Origin of the sequence: Cyanobium sp. Alchichica 3B3-8F6 (assembly GCF_024346435.1) — a bacterium.
GTDB lineage: Bacteria > Cyanobacteriota > Cyanobacteriia > PCC-6307 > Cyanobiaceae > Cyanobium_A.
Genome location: NZ_JAGQCZ010000022.1, coordinates 1 through 16,749, shown reverse-complemented (window position 1 = coordinate 16,749; position 16,749 = coordinate 1). Strand labels below are relative to the sequence as shown.

The 16,749-nt window shown below is 61.3% G+C and carries 15 protein-coding genes and 1 pseudogene; 5 read left to right on the top strand and 11 right to left on the bottom strand.

Features of this window, described 5'->3' with window-relative positions; all coding sequences use genetic code 11:
* Positions 1–200: 200 nt before the first annotated feature.
* Positions 201–572, top strand: a complete 372-nt coding sequence (locus KBY65_RS13060) for an AbrB family transcriptional regulator (protein ID WP_255001878.1) — start codon at positions 201–203, stop codon at positions 570–572.
* A 271-nt stretch (positions 573–843) separates the two neighbouring features.
* On the top strand, positions 844–1,752 hold the full coding sequence (locus KBY65_RS13055; RefSeq protein WP_255001876.1) for an ArdC family protein: 909 nt from the start codon (positions 844–846) through the stop codon (positions 1,750–1,752).
* A 53-nt stretch (positions 1,753–1,805) separates the two neighbouring features.
* Here KBY65_RS13055 and KBY65_RS13050 read toward each other — a convergent pair whose 3' ends face one another.
* Both KBY65_RS13050 and KBY65_RS13045 read right to left on the bottom strand, forming a co-directional pair.
* Complete coding sequence (locus KBY65_RS13050) at positions 1,806–2,186, bottom strand: type II toxin-antitoxin system PemK/MazF family toxin (RefSeq protein ID WP_255001875.1); 381 nt, start codon at positions 2,184–2,186, stop codon at positions 1,806–1,808.
* A gap of 8 nt (positions 2,187–2,194) precedes the next feature.
* Positions 2,195–2,344 carry a hypothetical protein gene (locus KBY65_RS13045; protein ID WP_255001874.1) on the bottom strand — a complete coding sequence of 50 codons (150 nt, stop codon included), beginning with the start codon at positions 2,342–2,344 and terminating at the stop codon, positions 2,195–2,197.
* 311 nt (positions 2,345–2,655) lie between these two features.
* Between KBY65_RS13045 and KBY65_RS13040 the strand changes: the two genes are divergently transcribed.
* The 3 genes from KBY65_RS13040 (at position 2,656) to KBY65_RS13030 (ending at position 5,428) form a co-directional block, all read left to right on the top strand.
* Entirely contained in the window at positions 2,656–2,892 is a 237-nt protein-coding gene (locus KBY65_RS13040) for a hypothetical protein (protein WP_255001873.1), read from the top strand.
* A gap of 179 nt (positions 2,893–3,071) precedes the next feature.
* The gene (locus tag KBY65_RS13035) at positions 3,072–3,587 is read left to right on the top strand and encodes a hypothetical protein (RefSeq protein ID WP_255001871.1); all 516 of its coding nucleotides are present in this window, start codon (positions 3,072–3,074) and stop codon (positions 3,585–3,587) included.
* Between the two features lie 32 nt (positions 3,588–3,619).
* On the top strand, positions 3,620–5,428 hold the full coding sequence (locus KBY65_RS13030; RefSeq protein ID WP_255001870.1) for a DUF262 domain-containing protein: 1,809 nt from the start codon (positions 3,620–3,622) through the stop codon (positions 5,426–5,428).
* A gap of 39 nt (positions 5,429–5,467) precedes the next feature.
* On the opposite strand, the gene KBY65_RS13025 is transcribed toward KBY65_RS13030, so the two are convergent.
* The 9 genes and pseudogenes from KBY65_RS13025 to KBY65_RS12990 form a co-directional block, all read right to left on the bottom strand.
* On the bottom strand, positions 5,468–8,263 hold the full coding sequence (locus tag KBY65_RS13025; protein ID WP_255001869.1) for a phospholipase D-like domain-containing anti-phage protein: 2,796 nt from the start codon (positions 8,261–8,263) through the stop codon (positions 5,468–5,470).
* Positions 8,263–9,225: a hypothetical protein gene (locus tag KBY65_RS13020; RefSeq protein ID WP_255001868.1), complete on the bottom strand. Its 963-nt coding sequence runs from the start codon at positions 9,223–9,225 to the stop codon at positions 8,263–8,265. The genes KBY65_RS13025 and KBY65_RS13020 overlap by 1 nt, the downstream gene beginning before the upstream one ends.
* Positions 9,226–9,237: 12 nt before the next feature.
* Positions 9,238–11,259 (bottom strand): DUF1156 domain-containing protein, encoded by a 2,022-nt coding sequence (locus tag KBY65_RS13015; RefSeq protein WP_255001867.1) that lies wholly within the window; start codon positions 11,257–11,259, stop codon positions 9,238–9,240.
* A 1-nt stretch (position 11,260) separates the two neighbouring features.
* Positions 11,261–11,884: a DUF3780 domain-containing protein gene (locus KBY65_RS13010; RefSeq protein ID WP_255001866.1), complete on the bottom strand. Its 624-nt coding sequence runs from the start codon at positions 11,882–11,884 to the stop codon at positions 11,261–11,263.
* A gap of 3 nt (positions 11,885–11,887) precedes the next feature.
* A complete protein-coding gene (locus KBY65_RS13005; RefSeq protein ID WP_255001865.1) occupies positions 11,888–15,031 on the bottom strand; it encodes a DUF499 domain-containing protein in 3,144 nt (1,047 codons plus the stop codon).
* A 236-nt stretch (positions 15,032–15,267) separates the two neighbouring features.
* Positions 15,268–15,627: a hypothetical protein gene (locus tag KBY65_RS13000; protein ID WP_255001863.1), complete on the bottom strand. Its 360-nt coding sequence runs from the start codon at positions 15,625–15,627 to the stop codon at positions 15,268–15,270.
* Between the two features lie 112 nt (positions 15,628–15,739).
* Positions 15,740–16,105, bottom strand: coding sequence for an HIT family protein (locus KBY65_RS12995; protein WP_255001861.1), 366 nt, complete (start codon positions 16,103–16,105; stop codon positions 15,740–15,742).
* A gap of 69 nt (positions 16,106–16,174) precedes the next feature.
* Positions 16,175–16,228, bottom strand: a pseudogene (locus KBY65_RS14115) (HNH endonuclease); the annotation flags it as partial.
* Positions 16,229–16,261: 33 nt separating this feature from the next.
* On the bottom strand, positions 16,262–16,749 hold a 488-nt coding region (locus tag KBY65_RS12990; RefSeq protein ID WP_255001860.1), incomplete at its 5' end, for an HNH endonuclease.

The following is a 16,749-nucleotide window of genomic DNA, read 5'->3' as shown; positions in this document are numbered from 1 at the left end:
GGACGCACACCGCTACGCCAACCGCAACGGCGCGCCGCTGTTTGCGTTCCTGCGGACAGTGGTCATGAACCTGCTGCGCTACGGCGGCTACCGCTCAGTTCACGCGGGCCAGCAGGAACTGAGCCACAACATCAGGGGAATGCTCGCACTGGGAGGCGTGGTCATGAGCACGACATGAAATTACTTTTAGGCGGCCCTGCATGCTTACCGGTTCGGAACTGCTCGCCAAGGTCAAGGAGTTGGGCGATGTCTCCAAGTCAGAGCTCGTGCGTGAGTGCGGCTATGTGAGCAGCAAGAAGGATGGCAGCGAGCGCCTCAACTTCACCGCCTTCTACGAAGCTCTGCTGGGTGCCAAGGGCGTCAGTCTTGGCAGCGATGGTGCCGGGCGTGGCACCGGAAAAGGCGGCCGCAAGCTGAGCTACACCGCCACAGTCCAGGGCAATGGCAACTTGCTCGTAGGCAAGGCGTATACCGCCATGCTGGATCTGCAACCCGGCGATGAGTTCGAGATCAAGCTCGGCCGCAAGCAGATCAAGCTGATCCCCATGGGTGGCTCCGACGAAGAGGAGTGATCCTCAGCTTCTTCGGGCGTTTGAGAGCTGAAACACGACGCGCAGGATTCCTCAGCGTGCGTGGCCGCGCAAGGGCTTCGCAAGCCGGCCCACCGCAAGCGATGAGACGCCCAGGGCACTGGTTGTTGTGAGTGCTGTGGCCGGCCCTTGACGCTGGCCGCGCTGGCGCTTGCGGTCCTGCGCTTGCCCCTTCGTGGCTGTTGCTTCCCCATCCCGCTCCATCCGATCCCAAGGTTCGGCCGCAGCCAAGGCTTCCCCAGAAGAGAAGCTGGTGGCCTCCCTGATTGCCCTGCTGGAAGCGGGCACCACTCCTTGGCGGCGGGAGTGGGATGCCGCAGCCGGCGGGCATCACGTGAATCTGCTGTCGGGCCGGCGCTACCGCGGGGCCAATCCGGTGCTGCTCACCCTGGGGCTGCATCTGCGGGGATCAGCCCTGCCCTACTGGTGCGGCTTTGCCGAGGCCAAGGCGTTGGGGATCTTTCCCCGCAAGGGCAGCAAGGCGGTGCATGTGCTGCGGCCCCAGGTGCATCAGTTGGCAGAAAGCCGGCTGGAGGAAGCCGGCACTGAGGGCGATGCCGGCACTGCGGCTCGCAGCTGGGTGAGCTACCGGCCCGTGGCGCTCTTCAATGCTGGGGATCTGGAGGGTGAGGCTCTGGAGGGGCTGATCCAGAAGCGGCGGCAGGCCGCAGGGGTTGCCCTGCGTGCCGAGCCGGAGCGGCTGGCAGCGGCAGAAGCGGTGCTCAGCAGCTGGCCCGTGGTGGTGCGTTTTGGCGGCGATCGGGCCTGTTATCTGCCGGGGCCCGATCGCATCCAGTTGCCGGAGCGTGCCGCCTTCCATTCAGCCGGGGCCCTGTATTCCACCTGGGCCCATGAGGCGATTCACTCCACGGGTCACAGCTCCAGGCTGGCCCGTGATCTTTCGGGCGGCATGGGGGAGTCGGGCGATGGCGGCCGGGCCTACGCCCGCGAAGAGCTGGTGGCCGAGCTGGGAGCGGTGCTGCTCGGCGATCGCCTCGAGATCGGCAGCGCCATGGCCAATCACGCCGCCTATCTGGGCCACTGGGTGGAGCTGCTCAAGGAATCGCCGCCGGTGCTGCTGCAGGTGCTCGGCGATGCCCGCCGGGCTGCTGATCTCATCTGTCCGGAGGCACCGGAAGCAGCTGTGGCTTGCCTCTGTTGAGGCAGGTAGCAAAGGCCCAGCCGCTGGCATTCACCTGCTGGCCTCGATGGGCATTAACTCAGGCCGCCGATGGTCAGGACCACCAGCTGGCGCAGCTGCTGCAGTTCGACTGGGGTGATCTTTGACTTGGTGGCTGCGGTGATGCGCGTCTTCGCCACGCAGGTCAGGTTCTGCGGGAGCAGGTAACTCACCTTCTTGCAGCCGTTGCTGGGACTGGGCTGCAGCACCACCGTCAGATCGGGGATCGCCAGGGCAGGGTCGCCTGTCATCGGCACCACCAGCACCGTGGGGTAAGCGGGGTCAAACAGCTCGGTGTCCTGCACCACCACTGCCGGGCGGAGCTTGTTCGGCTCAGGGGGCTGGGGATCCTGGGCTGGGTCTTCTGGATCCTTGCGCCAGTCAACGGTGACGATCTGCCCGGCCTTGAGTTCCACGCTGGTCTTCAGCGGGAGATGGGCTCAGGAGTGGCCCAGTCGTCAATGAAGGCTTTGGCTTCAGGGTCAGCGGCAATGTGCTCGGCCACCGTTTTGCTCTGGGCCCGGATGCGGGCCCGCAGGGCATCCATGGCGATCACCGAGCTGGTCACAGCCATGACCCGTCTGCCACCGCGCTGCCGGCGGCGAATGGAGAAGGGAGTCCCAGGCTCTTGAGTGGCTTGATCGGCTGGGGTCATGACGGCAGCGGCTCTCGCCAACCGCAAGGGCTGAGGCCCCAACCTTAATCGCCGTTTCTCCATCGCGCTCCTTGGATGCCAGTCCCTGGCGCTGGCGATCACGCCACCCGGCCTGCCCCGGCACCCGCGCCGCGCAAGGGCTGACGCAAGTCGCTCCGCTGCGCTCCGCGACCCTTGCGCGTCGGCGGCTTCACCGGGGCTCAGAGGCGGGGTCGTTCGCCAGCTCAGCCATGGCCGCCACTCCCCTCTCCCGCACTTGCCTGATCCGCATCATCTCGGTGCAGCTCCTCGTAGCCCCCGGCTTCCGCGGAGCGGTTGCCGTCGGCCAGCTGCTGCGGGTGCTGTTCCTCGATCGTGAGGGCAACATCTCCGCCCAGCCGCACTACGTGCCCCGGGAGGAGGCGCTGATCCTGGCTGCTAATCAGCAGCGGGTGCTCGGCGCCCAGGCCCTGGTGCAGGTGCTCTGAGGCGCCTGGCCGGAGGCTGCAGCGCCTCCGGCTTTGCTCAACTGGCCGCGATGCGGCTGGGCGACAAGGCAGAAGCCCGCGAGGCCCTGTGAGCAGCGATCGAGCTGGAGCGACGGAACAGCTTTGCCCTGCGCAACCTGGGAAGCCTGCTGGTGATCGCTGGAGCGTTTGCTGCTGGGGTGGCGCCAGACGATCTGATCACCACCTACAACCTGGCCCAGGCGCTGCTGGAGCTCGATCCAGAGGAGCACCGCGACGAGGCCGATCGGCTACTGCTGAAGGTGATCGAAGCCCAGCCCTACGGCGAGCTGGCGAACAAGGCCAAGGACCTGCGTGGCAGCATCGCCGCCCGCGACCTGCGCTCCGCTCAGCCCGAGGGCCTCCGCCAGGACGCGGTGAGCTACTGCCTCCAGGCGCTGCAGCTATTCGAGGGGATGGACCAGCAGCGCTTCATTGCCGTGCTCAGCGAGGTGGCGGCCGTGGGCCAGGGCGGGCTGCAGATCAATGAACCCGGCACCGCCCGCACCCTCAAGAACCTGCCCGGCACCTGGAGCGACCTGGCCCTGGCCTGCCTGATCCATGTGGGCATGAAACGGCTGACGCCGGATCAGGACTCAGGGCTGGGGATCGAGGCGGAGTACCAGGAGGCGGTGCGGTTGTTCGAGTGCGACCGGCGGAACAGACTGTATGGGTAGAGCGCTAACGCCGAAGCGGACCCACTGATTCGATGGCCACCCAGCGCTACTCCGTCACCCCCCACCCCATCGACACGCTGCTCACCTGGGTGAAGAGCGGCGAAATTGCTATTCCTGAGATTCAGCGCCCTTTTGTCTGGGAAGCCACCAAGGTGCGCAACCTGTTGGATTCCCTCTATCAGGGGTTCCCGGTGGGCTACCTGATTGCCTGGCGAAACCCCACGGTCAAGCTCAAGGACGGCACATCGTCCGCCGGAAAGCGAATCCTGATTGACGGACAGCAAAGGGTGACTGCCCTGATGGCCTCGCTCTTGGGTATGGAGGTGCTCACGAAGGACTACGAACGGGTACGGATCCGGATCGCATTCAATCCGCTGGCAGCGGAAGATGAACCGAGCTTTGAAGTGAGCAATCCTGCGATCGCCAAGAATCCGTTATGGATACCGGACGTCTCGAAGCTCTTTCAGTCGGATGCGGATCTGTTTGATCAGACCGACGCCTACGTCGCACGCAATCCAGAAATTGATCGGAATCTGGTTGGCAAGTCACTCCAGCGTCTCTTGAAAATCACCAACAACTCCGTTGGCTTAATCGAGCTAGCAGAAGATCTTGATATTGAGACCGTTACCGAAATCTTCATTCGCGTCAACTCGGCAGGCGCTGAGCTGTCCCAAGCCGACTTCGCCATGTCGAAGATCGCCGTAAACGAGACCTACGGCGGCAACACACTGCGCAAGGCCATTGAATACTTCTGTCACCTTGCCATTTCGCCAGACTTCTACTCCCAGATCGAAAGGAATGATCCAGAGTTTGCAAAGTCTGAATTTCTGCCCAAGATGGCCTGGCTCAAGGACGTCAATGACGATCTCTACGACCCCACCTATACCGACATGTTGCGGGTAGCCTTCACCTCCGAATTCGGCAGAGGCAAGCTGCAGGACCTGGTCGCCCTTCTGTCAGGCCGGAACTTCGCCACGAAGCAGTACGAAGAAAGCATCGCCGAAGAATCGTTCGCGAAGTTGAAGCAGGGGGTTCTCGCTTTCATGAGCAAAACCCACTTCGACCGGATCACGATGATCCTGAGGTCAGCGGGGTTTGTGACCAGTGATCTGATCCGAAGCCGCAATGCCATCAACTTTGCGTACATTCTTTATCTGAGGGGCAGGCGCGAGAATCTGCCCGCCGTCGACATCGAGAGTCTCGTGCGGCGATGGTTCGCGATGACGATACTCACTGGCCGTTATTCCGGCAGCCCTGAAACGGCCTTCGATCTTGACATCCGGCAGATTGATTCTCAGGGCCTGAAGACCTATGCCGAAGCTGTGATCGAGAACGAACTGCCTTCCACCTTCTGGACGGGTATGTTGCCGCAGCTGATGGACACTTCTTCGTCTACGAGCCCATATTTTATTGCCTACCAGGCTGCCCAGGCTCGGCTTGGTGATCGTGGATTTCTATCTTCCGGCATTACCGTGCGCGACCTTCTTCTAAATCGTGGCGACAAGCATCACGTGTTTCCACGCAAGCATTTGCAGCGAGCAGGCCTGACAAGAAGTAGTTACAATCAGATCGCTAACTTTGTGATGGCGCAGAGCGAAATAAACATTGCGATCGGAGACAAGGCGCCTGAGCTGTACTTCGCAGAACTACGCGAGCAGGCAAATGGTGGCAGCAAGCGATATGGGGGTATCACTGACCCAGAAGAGATGAGGATGAACCTCGAGGCAAACTGTATTCCCGGCTGGCTTCTCGAGTTAGGGGAACTTGATTATCAAGACTTCCTTGTTGAGCGACGGAAGCTCATGGCTGAAAAGATCCGTCAGTGGATTGCAGTCCTCTGAGTGATTTGCTGCTGAATGATCTGTCCTCTTCCCCATGCCTCACCCCCACCCCGTCTCCATTAGCTCCCGGACGCTGATGGGGTTCAACACGACGGGACATGTTTCCCAAGCAGCGTCTTCCACCTTGCTGTACTTCTTGTCGAAGGGGTTGCGGGTGGCGGTTGTCTGATCGATGAGTTCAGCAATCTCGGCCTCGTCATTGAGGGCCACCTTCACCCACACTTCTTCCAGGGTGTCGGGGATCTGGCCGAAGAGTTCATGGATCGCCTGTAGACGTTCGGCCAATACGCGGTGCACCTTGTCTTCCACCGAGTCGCGGTAGCGCAGGTTGGCAATCCAGATTTGATTGCGGGCCTGGCCGATGCGTTGGATGCGTCCCTTGCGCTGCTCCAGGCGGGTTGGGTTCCAGGGAAGGTCGATGTTGATCAGCGTGCCCAGCCGCTGCAGGTTGAGGCCCTCGGAGGCGGCATCGGTGCCGAGCAGCAGCTTGATCTCACCACTGCGCACGCGGTTTTTCAGCAGGGTGCGATCGCAGCGTTGGAAGCGGCCGCCAAGCCAGAACCCTGAACGGTTGCTGCCGGCGTAGAGACCGATCGTCAGATCGCTCGGGATGGATTCATGACGGGCCAGCTGCTCGCCCACCCAACGCACCGTGTCGTAGTACTGCGAGAAGAGGATGCAGCCCCGGTCCACCCAGCGTTCGGTTGCATTGGGGTTGGTGCCGAGCAAGTAGCCGAGGATGGCTTCCAGCTTCGGGTCGCTTTTGCTGCCCTCTTTCAGCAGCCTGAGGCAGCGCTCCAGCGACGTGATCTCGTCTGTGGAGAAGTTGCGGAACTCGCTGTAGCCCTGGGGCTGCCCTTCGTTACCAAAGAGGTCTTCGTCAATGTCGTCCTCGTCCTCGTCGTCGCCTGTGTCTGGCGAGACATTGAGTAGCTTGGCCACGGTGTTGCGGCCAGCCTCCATGGAGCTGCCCAGACGGCGCAGCAGCAAGGTCTTGAAAAAGCCAGCCCCGCGCATCCGCTTCTGCAGGAGCTCACTAAACGTCTCGGCTTCTTTGTATGCGTCCTTGAGATAGCCGCCGAGGTTGATGGCGTCGTTGTCGTCTTCCCCGAAGAGCTTCACCTCCACCTTGGGGAGGTAGTAGCCGCCGGTCGCGGGGTTGATCTCCTGTTCCAGATAGCTGCGGGTGCGGCGCACGATGCAGCGCAGCATCGGGTTGAAGCGCTCGCCGTACTCCGGCAGCAGCTTGTTCTTCAGCTGCACGCGGCGAATGGCATTGGGGAGCCTGTCGAGCGTTTCAGGGGTGAACTGCCACTTCTTGTCTGGAGCCCGGAGTTGCCGCCGGATCTTTTCGATGGCGGGGTCTTCTGTGGAAGCTGGCAGGGGGTCGCGCACGAACTCCCAACCCTCCACCTCGTCGTCGAAAGGCACGGTTTGCTCACCGGTGGCGACCTGGATGGTGCGGTAGGCACTAAACCAGCGGCTGGTCTTGGTGATGCCGCCCAGCACGCCCATGTTGCCGTTGGAGAGGATCGACAGCAGATCCCACGCTTCCACTGGGTGCAGCTGCACCGGGGTGGCGGTGGCCAGCAGCATGCTCTTGGTCTTCTCGCCGATCTGGCAGAGGAAGCTCATCAGCTTGTTGGGCTCTGCCTTCTCGTCCACCTCGGGTTGGCCGGCGTCCATCTTGGGTCGGTTACGGCGCCTCGCCCGGTGGGCCTCGTCGACGATCACGCAGGTGTAGCGCTGGTTCAGCAGCTGGCGGATCGCCTGCGGCATCCCGCGCACGATCAGGCCCTGTGACACCAGCCCGATGCGGCGCGGGCATTTGCTGAGCGACTTCACTCCTTCCGAGGGGTGCTCCACATCGTTTTCATCCACCCAGCTGCGGCCGTTCCAGTAGGCCGATGGCAGCTGCAGCAGCTCCATCAGCTCATCGCGCCACTGCTGCAGCAACGGCTTTGGGGCGAGCACCAGGATCGGGCCGCCCTGGGGATCCTCCAGGGCCATCAGCAGAGCAGCTATCGCCAGCTGGATGGTTTTGCCCAGGCCCACCTGGTCGGCCAGTACCAGCCGAGCGCCGCCGAGGCGATGGCGTTCTAGGGCCAGGCTGGCGAAGTACTTCTGATGGGGCCAGAGCCCCTGCTCACGCCGGTAGATCGGGGTTTCCACCGCAGCCGCAGCGGCGGCTTCCATCACCGAGCTGGTTTGAAGCTTCTCGGGTTCCACCACGTGGCGGTGGATGATCCGCTGCACGTCGTTCTGGATGAACGGGCAGTCGGCCAGATCGCGGGCGCGGTGATCGTTCCAGAGGGCGTCGAACTCCTCCTGCACCCAGGCGATGGTGTCTGGCTCGTCGCTTTCCCAGAGCAGCTCGTAGTTGAGCTTCCAAGCGCTGGCGCTTTCGTTGACGCTGCCGAGGAAGGCGGTGGCGGGGCGATCGGCGTAGCGGATCACGCCCGCCTTGCCGTGGATCAACCCGAAGGCCGTGTCGGGCAATACGCGGATCTCGATCTTGTCGCTCAGTAGGGCGTCGTAGAGCGCCTTGTAGCGGGGCAGCGCATTGGGAGGTGCCAGCTCAGGCTCGCCAGCACACCAGCTGCGGCGCAGTGCCGCCTGGGCAGCGGTGGCTGTGGCCAGGTCGTCGGGATCGAGGTCGGAGTTGCAGATGATCCGCACCTTGCCGCTTACCCCAGTGATCGCTTCTCCGGCGACTTCCAGCAGGCTGGAGCGGAAGTAACCGGCGATGCGGTCGTAACTCACCGCCCCTTGCAGGCGTTCGTTGAGAACGCCCTGGTCGAGCCGGCTGCGCCTACTGGAGTGGTGCTTGAGCATCAGGCGTCATCGTTCCTCAGGCGGCCGGCCAGGATGCGCGCTGCTTCTGAGTCCTTGGCCCAGTCAGCGGTGTCTTCCGAGTTGCCGAGGGCAGCCAGCCAATCGAGCAGACGCACCATCGACTCCCGGCGGCCCCAATAGGTCTGACCAAAGGTGTCGCGCAAGTACTGACGCCCTTGATTGGGATCGTTGTCGGCTGCAGCTGTCTCGCAGATCGCAAAGAGCAGATGGCGCAGGGGGCTGGCGGCGAAGGGGTGGGGGCCACTGGCGCTGGCACGTCCTCGGCGGGGGAGAGCAGCCGCTGATTCCACGGCGCCGTCGATGGGTGCCAGGAGGCTGGTGCCAAACCCCGAAGGCGTGTACACGCAGGTGCCGTTGGCCTTATCGCTCTTGAGGAGGGGTTTGATGTCGGCTACGCCAAAGCCGCGGGCGAGTTCTTCGTACATGCCCTTGCGGCGTTCACCACGCGATTCAATGTCAACTGCGCGGAGGTAGTAGCGCTCAATCAGGGTGAGGTCACGCCAAGATTCATTCAGACCCATCGGAATGAGGGCATCGCAGGCGATGGTGATGGCACGTTCGATGACTTGCTCGAAGTCGCTCTTCTCGTTTTTGGAGCGGACTGCAAAGACTTCGTTGGCAACATTCTTGCCGTCAAGACTTGAATATTGGGTAAGGATTTTTAGGGCAGCCGCATAGGCTGCAAGCTGATAGTCGGCGTCGTTAAAGTTTGGCTCGTCGCCCTCGTCAAGGGCTTGCATGGATGCAATTTGCAAGCGCACTTCGTCTTCGACCATTGGATAGATGTCGAATAGAAAGCCTGGCTCTTCAGAATTGCGCTTGCGTAGGCAGAGACACACGGTTCCTGAAACATAATTTCCCTTTTTAATGCCTCCAATAGCTGTCTCTGTCGTAATAGTCCATGCCGCTGTCGCTTTAAGGCCAGCAGCCCAGAGAATCATCCCCAGATCGGCCTATACTGCTGGATTCTGATGGGTGAACATCACAAGCTGCATGCCATTACTCGACATGCAATCTGCTAAGTTTTTGTAAACCTCTACCATTGAGCGGCGAAAATCTGCAGCGTCACCCCTTACTGCCAGCTCTGCCCTGGAATCTGTAGGCCAATCAGGAAAGACATCGGGAATAAGCTTTTGGTTCCATGCAAGGAAGAAATCTGCTAGCTCGTGATAATTGATTGCGTCGGCATATGGAGGATCGGTGATCCAGATATCACACTCATGCTTGATATCTCTGGCGTCACCAACATTTATTCGTGATAGTGAATTTACCGTGCTTCCGTTGCGTATGTCTGGCATCGCGCTTTTAAGCATGTGCAGAGGCCGAACGGAAAAGTTGAATAATGGATTAAGAGCTTGGTTGTAGAAGGTCTCAACTCCCCCTCCAATGCCACCACCTTGTGGCTGCAGCCAGCGACAGAGTCTCGAATTCCAATTAGCCAGTCGAGCTACGGTTAGGAGAGAAAATGCTTTTGCTGCTTGAGAGGTGGCAAGCCGATTTAACTCTTGTGCAATAAGCCCTTGGCAAAGCAGCTGCCTCGGCGAAAAGAAGTGGTGCCAATATGTCCAGCCGCGAGTTCGGATTAGCCTTTCTGTCTCGTCGCCGCCTGTGGGAATCTGCCTGGACGGAATAAATCCTTTTTCCTGCCATTCCTTGAATCTCTCGTGCAGAAGCTGTAACACCTTTGATTCGCGAGCAAGATCTTTCTCATCTGGAGCCGCATAACGACGTTCGCCACGGTCATTGATCCACCGCACGCAATAGAGGCGCTCCTGAAACACATCAATCTGTTGAGGCGCGACATCCTCATTGGCCCACCGGCGTAATCCATCGGGCCCTCGGAGGGCTTCTACCGACCATGAGCGTGAAGAATCGAAGGGGTCGATGACGCGACCATCAACAACAGTTGCTCCTTCTTTGTCTTTATGCAGCTTGAATTCGGAGTTGTCAACCGACTTGATCGTCGGCTGAAGCTTTTCTGTGTCTTCTAAGCGATTCCAGCTTGCGATAATTCTTGTCTTTTCTGCAATGACCCAGCTGGGCGCCAGTGGGATGTAGTACTCGCATCCCTGCGGCTTGACCTCAAGGCAATAAATGTAAGCATCAGCCCTCTCGCCATTGTCATTACTTTCAATCCCCCACTCCACGATTTGCTTATTTGCTGCAGCAAATGCACTGGACTGCACGGCTGCCACCTCGTTTTGGGTCTTTTTGTCGCCGCCGATGAGGTTGAGGCCTGCCCAAGAAAGTAGGCCTGCAGTTGGGTTGAGGTCAGAGCCAAAGGATTCGCATCCAAGTCGGGCGGCTTCGAAGGGTATGGAACCACCACCACAAAATGCGTCTCCTACTCGTGGTACATGTCCGAAATTTCTTTTGCCAAGCTGTTCTACTAGCTGCTCTAGATTTGACGCGCTAGTGGCAAGGTGTTCGTTTGTCTCCTGCCATGCAGCTTCGGAGGGGCCGCATACGTTCTCTGGGCGCTCGGTAAAATCAAGGCGCTCGGCATATGGAAGAGCATCAAAAGTGGCGCGATCCGGGATTGATCGCTTGCGTTGCTCATCCAGGCGGGCTCGTTGTTCTTCATTCAGGCCCTCCCAGATCTCGGCAAGCACAAACTCCTTCTCTTCGTCGCTGATTCCGCGTTGAAATCCTCTTGCGCCGAAGTACTTGTCCTGAATCTCTGCGGGAGCTACTTCCCGCCAGGCTTTGACAGGAATTTCACCCTTCTGGCGCTGCCAGGTGCCGTCGTCATCCATGGTGAGGATCTTGAGAAAGATCTCTCGATCTTTCTTCGGATCGTTAGACGCAGGCATCAGCATCCCAAGGATGCAAGCGCGCACAAGGATCAGCGGCTTGCGACCCCACCACTTCCCGAGCCCAGTCAGAGTCTGGCCCGAAACAGCTTTCCTCTCCTTGTACGACTCCGCAGAGAGTCGGGCGATCGGGAACTGGGTTTCGATGAAGGCTTTTTGCATCTCAGATCTCGAGCGCTAGTTGCGAGTGGCCAAGTAGTTCACGGCGAGCTTTGGGTGACATCCCCTCTCCCTTCACGAAGGGGTTATCGGCGATGGCGGCACGCAGAGCCTTGCGCCATCCGACCCCCTTATTCATTGCCTGGCCGGTGGTGGCCACCGTCATCGTGTACAGCCACCAGCGCTCCTCCGGTGCCAAGGCTTCCCAGTTGCGCAGGGCATTTGGGATGTCGTCGATCGAAGCTTCTTCCACTGCCCAGCACAGCACGCAGAGCTCCTTGCCCAGGGATGGGTGCACCGGGATTGGCTTTGTGGGGCTCTTGGTGAGCTTGGACGTAGCCAGGCCGTTAACCCGCAGCCGCCGGTTGGCCTCCTCCCAGAAAGCAGGCGCTAGGGCGGCCCAGCGCCCCCGGTCCAACGTCACCCGCAGCGCAGGGTCGGAAGGAGGCGGAGCCGGCAGGGAAGTGACATCTGCTCCGCTAAAGCGGTCACCGCGGTACTCGCTGATCGAGATCAGGTCGCCCTTCGCCGTGCCCTTGGGGATGTGGATCAGAAAGCCATGGCGGCTCTCCTCTGGTACAAAGCCCAGGCCGATGCTCTTGCGTGAAGCTACGGGGGTTCTGGCCATGAATCAGTTCTGGTCCACGTAGCTGAGGTTGAACGGCTCCTTGGTTGCGTTCAGCCAGTCGATCAGGGCTTGCCCTGTGGAGAAGCCCAAGTTGCCGATCTCCATCCGCAGCGTCCCGTCCTGCACGATGTCCTGGAGCTTGCCAGCCACCGTCTTGAGCTCGGCGCCGCCATACCCGTTGGCCAGCGAGCCGGAGTAGTCCACGATCTGCTCGCCGTTGCTGCTCTTGGCTGAAAGTTCCACGTCGTAGGCCAGCACACTTGGGTTCTGCTCCAGCCGGGTAATCAGGTCCCACACCGCCCCAGAGTCATCGAGCTTGCTGACTTTCTGCCAGCGCGCCGGGCGGGTGGGATCAATAGTGCGCACCTCCTCTCCGCGCTTAGGGATGTCCTGCACGATCCCTTGGGAGGTCAGCGAGTAAGTCGGGGCCTGGGCCACGGCGCAGACCTTGCGGCAGTTATCAGGCACGCGAATTGACCCGTCGTACACCGCCGCATTGCTGCCGATCGGCGAGGAGCCATCCGTTGTGTAGTGGATGCTCACCCCATTGGCCCGGGGGAAGGCCAACAGTTCGACCTCGTAGTGATCGCCCCGGTCATGGAGCTGCTTCTTGAGCCGCAGCGTCGCGGTCCAAGTCTTCACCTCGCTTTGGCGCTCAGGGTTCTCGCTGTCAAATGCCAAGAACTTGTATTGCAGGCCCTTGGCCTCAAACTTGGCCGTGGAAGGCACTGGCGATGAGGCGGTAGTGGGCTCGCTCTCGCCGCTTTCGAACACGATGCTGTCGCAGTGCAGCGGGATCAGCTGCAGATAGGTGCGGCCATCGCCGTCTTCATCCCGGGCGCCTTCTCGTATCTCAATGCTGGGGGTCGGTGGAGGGAAGGGCCCCCTGCGCACGTAGTTGCCCTCAGACCGCCAGCGATCGCGCTGGATCGCGTCGGCCTTCAGGTCATCGAGTGCCGACGTCTTATGCAGCGGCCAGTCGGTGCGAGTCGCAGCTGCCCGCTTTACATCACTCCACAGAGCTACGGCACTATCAGTTGAGCCAAAGAGACGAGCTTCCGCAAAGGCGCGGAATTTATCATCTGATATTTCGGCCGTAAATTTATTAGCAACTCTCAGGGTCTCTTTGATCGTGGCCTCGCCATTGGTGTTTCCTGCGAAATCCAAAATCACAGAATTAGGACGCAGGGAGCTTTCCCTTGATGGATAGACCAGTTGATCAAAAGTCTCCTTTAACGCAGAAGAAAACTGCAGGCCAATCCGGGCTTGGAGTGAATCATGTGCTCGCCATTGCGGGTCATCTGCAGGCGTGTTCTCGCTTTTGAGGTCAGCCTCGATGCTCTCTAGGGCGCGCGCTTGTCGAGCGGCCTCAAGAATGCGCATGTAGGTGTCCTTCGAGCCGCTCAGGAACAGCACCCGGTTCTTGAATGGCTGCTGCTGCCACCAGTCCTGCCAGTCCTGCGACACCGGCAGCCCATTGGCCTGCCCGCCGGGACGGGTAATGACCAACGTGGTTTTCTCCTGGTCCAGCTGCACTTCGTCGGGCGGGGGCAGCACCTTCACCACCTGGAAGCAGTCGCGCAGGCTGGGCTCGAAGTAGTCCTGTAGATGCTCCCGCAGCATCCGCTCCACGGTTTCGTTGTGGAGCGACTGGGCCGTGGAGCGCAGCTTGGCCGCCAGGTTCTGCTGGTTCTTGAAGAACAGCCGGCCGTCTGGCGAGTTGTGCAGATACCAGGCCCGCGTCGCCAGCTTGTCGAGAACGTTGGTCTTGAATGCAGACAGGTCACGGCCGGGGCGCTGCAGGCAGTCCACCAGTTGGTACTCCCGCATCCCATGGATGGCGCCAGGGGTGGTGGAGAGGGAGGCCACCAGGATCAGCCGGGCGGCATCGGAGGCGTCTGTGTTGCCGTTGGCCTCATCGATCACCTCCACCTCGGCGTCGCCGCCATGGGCGATGTCGTGGGCGATCGCCTCACTGAGGCTGGGGTTGATCGTGCGCACCTCGGAGGCGAGCTCGTCCTGGTTGAGGTCGAGGTCGTAGGGGTGGATCAAATCCAGGCCGCCGGCCTTGCCGGAGTTCCAGAGGTCGGAAACAACCATCTGCATCAAGCGGATCACGCCGCGGGTCTGCTGGAAACCCTCGTTCTCCTTGAACTTGCCCACCAGCTCCCGCAGGTCGGGATGGAAGGGGTAGGAGTCTTGAATCCGGGTGTAGAGGGATTCCGGGGTGGTGGTGGTGAGCCCCATGTTCACTGCGTCGCGCAGCGCTTCCCGGTAGGAGCCAGCAACGCCATCGATGGCGCTCGCGGGAGCTACTTCCGCGAATAGGCGCTTGCGCAGGATGTGATACAGCTCATCGCCGTTGGGGTTCACGGGCGTGATCGGCACCGCAATCCGCCGCGATTCACCGCTCAGCTGCTGAATCGCCTTATCAACCGCCTGGTTGATGTTGTCCTGGCCGCCCGCGTAGTTCGTGCCGCCCAGGTCGGAGAGCACCAGGCAGACGTTGGGCATCTCTGTGACGGCCACGAACAGGTTCGCCAGCGCCGCTGTTGTCACCGTGGCCAGGTTGCCGTTGCCCACCGGCACCGCTACGGCGTATTCCAGATACGGCGGCAGCTCATCCAGGAAGATCACCAGCGGCTGTTCGCCCAGTAGTTCCTTCCATGCCTCAGGGCCCGGTGCGCTCAGCAGGGGTGAGACGTATTTGGCGAACTGCGCGCTTTTGCCGAGCTGCTCGGCGATCGAACCCCAAATCCCGCCGGCGGCGTCAGTGCTGCGGCCGTTGAAACCCACCACCTGGCATGCACCCAGGCTTGGAGCTGGATTGCCGCCTTCGATCTGGGTAAACACCTGCTGACGCAGGTTGGGATCCCGGGCCAGCAGGCCAAGCGAAATCATGCTGTGGGTCTTACCCCCTCCCATGGCCTGGGAGAGCTGGAACACCGAAGAGCCGGCTCCAGATCCACTCAGGTGGCGGAAGGCCCGATCCACCAGGGTGAGCATCCCCCCGGTGAAGTAGTTCTCCTCAAAGAAGGCCGTCCCATCCACCGAGCCCTTGAGGAAGGTGTCGAGACTGAGCACCGTGGCGCGTCGGTCTGCCGCGAAGACCGACGGGCGTGGGGTGCAAAGGTCTTTGAGGGCCATAAAAGAAATCGCCCCTTATTTGTGCGAATGGATGTGATTTATGCGCTGACTGCATAGATCAGCGATTTGTCTCGTCTCACACCTGCTCGGGTTCTTGGGGGCGCTCATGGCAGGTGGGACATGGAATTGGCCGCAGGACCATTAAAGCCCTGTGCTGCCTTCACGGGGCGTATTTGCGGCACCTTTCTGGGCATAGCTGACCTTGATGGCGCAGTTTGCAGGCGGGGCGGGATCATTCATCCGCCTTCGCCGGCTTCTGAGTCGCTCAAGTCCAGTACCGTCCAGGCCGTGCTCCACACCGGCCCGCAGGCCATGCCGCAGGTGGTGATCTCAAAAGCCACCCAGTTCGGGCGCTCCACCGACTGCAGAAAGCGCACCACGTCGGCTCCCTCGTCTGCAGCCTCCTGGGTTTCCAGGTGGGTCTGCCACAGGGGCTGCAGCTCCTCGGCCAGGTGCATCGGCTCCTCAGGCACCTCATGGCACCAGCTGCCGCGCAGCGCTGGGGTGTTGGGTTCACCGTCTTCCGTGAAGACCGGCCGGCCGGTGGCCGGGCAGAAGAAGTTCCAGTCGTCACGCTCCATTTCGATGATCTGCATGGCCTTCTCGGCGTTGAGGATGTGCAGAGTCTCGCCAGCTCCGCACTGCTGATTTGCCGTCCTCCTGCGAAGGACGAAGGGAATCCAACCTCGTCTGCAGCCAGGTCCAATCTCAGTAGCTCTGCCGTCCCGCAATCACCCCACGCACCCCACCGCGCGGCTGCTCACAATCCCCATCTCGCCTTGGGATCAGATGCCAGTGCGCATGCAGCACCGTCTGCCCGGCAGCTTCGCCTGAGTTCACCCCCACGTTCCAGCCACTGATCGACGGGTCCTGCGTCGCTAGCTGCTCTCTTCTGAGCTTCAGAAGCTGGGTCACGGCGTTCCACTCCGGCTGGTGCAGTGCCAGCCCGTCGGCCACATGCCGCCGCGGGATCACCAGGCTGTGACCCTCCGTCACGGGGTAAGCATCAGCGATGCAAAGCGCCAGTTCGTTCTCCAGCAGCACTCGGCCGCTGCCCTCCAGCGCGCAGAACACACATCCCGCTTCGCGGTGGCCGTAGCTGGCCTGCAGGCCGCGGAAGTCGGTGTTGTCGGTGTCGCGCTTGCCGGCATTGCAACGGAAGCAAAGCGCCTGCAGGTTGCTGATGTCGTCTGAGCCGCCGTGGTTTCACCGCTGCGCGGAAGGCTGCGCCTAGGGGATGATGTGATCCACCTCCAGGGCCCGCTGGTGCTCGTGCGCCCCGCAACATTCGCAGCGCCCCTTGGCGCGGGTCAGCACTCGGTACTTGATCGAGCCGTTGGTCGGTGTGCGGTTACGGCTCCTGTGGGCGAACACCTCCTCACCGCGCTGCTCGCGGAACGCGTCGAGGCGCTGACGGCACAGGTCCAGCAGCTGATCGCGTTCGGCGTCGCTCAGCTCGTCGGCGCCGATCAGGCTGTAGGCGCCGTTGCCGTAGGCGGTGATGCCATTGCCGGTGAGCACCTTGCCCACCATCCGCTTGACGCGCTCGGTGTAGTAATCGATCTGGGTCACGTCCTCTCCCAGGATCCGTCGGGCGATGTCCTCCGCCGGCGCTGGGCTGCCCCTTCCAAGCAGCTCCATGAGCATCAGCGGCTGGTAGATGTGGCTCATCCGCATCCGCTCAGCGATGTAGGTGCGGAGGCGGTGGAAGCTGTCAG

Bases quoted from the DNA above. Each gene is read 5' to 3' on its own strand.
- KBY65_RS13000 (WP_255001863.1), bottom strand. From the start codon at position 15,627: ATGCAGATCATCGAAATGGAGCGTGACGACTGGAACTTCTTCTGCCCG.
- KBY65_RS13060 (WP_255001878.1), top strand. From the start codon at position 201: ATGCTTACCGGTTCGGAACTGCTCGCCAAGGTCAAGGAGTTGGGCGAT.
- KBY65_RS13020 (WP_255001868.1), bottom strand. From the start codon at position 9,225: ATGATTCTCTGGGCTGCTGGCCTTAAAGCGACAGCGGCATGGACTATT.
- KBY65_RS13030 (WP_255001870.1), top strand. From the start codon at position 3,620: ATGGCCACCCAGCGCTACTCCGTCACCCCCCACCCCATCGACACGCTG.
- KBY65_RS13025 (WP_255001869.1), bottom strand. From the start codon at position 8,263: ATGCTCAAGCACCACTCCAGTAGGCGCAGCCGGCTCGACCAGGGCGTT.
- KBY65_RS13040 (WP_255001873.1), top strand. From the start codon at position 2,656: ATGGCCGCCACTCCCCTCTCCCGCACTTGCCTGATCCGCATCATCTCG.
- KBY65_RS13045 (WP_255001874.1), bottom strand. From the start codon at position 2,344: ATGGCTGTGACCAGCTCGGTGATCGCCATGGATGCCCTGCGGGCCCGC.
- KBY65_RS13015 (WP_255001867.1), bottom strand. From the start codon at position 11,259: ATGCAAAAAGCCTTCATCGAAACCCAGTTCCCGATCGCCCGACTCTCT.
- KBY65_RS13005 (WP_255001865.1), bottom strand. From the start codon at position 15,031: ATGGCCCTCAAAGACCTTTGCACCCCACGCCCGTCGGTCTTCGCGGCA.
- KBY65_RS13010 (WP_255001866.1), bottom strand. From the start codon at position 11,884: ATGGCCAGAACCCCCGTAGCTTCACGCAAGAGCATCGGCCTGGGCTTT.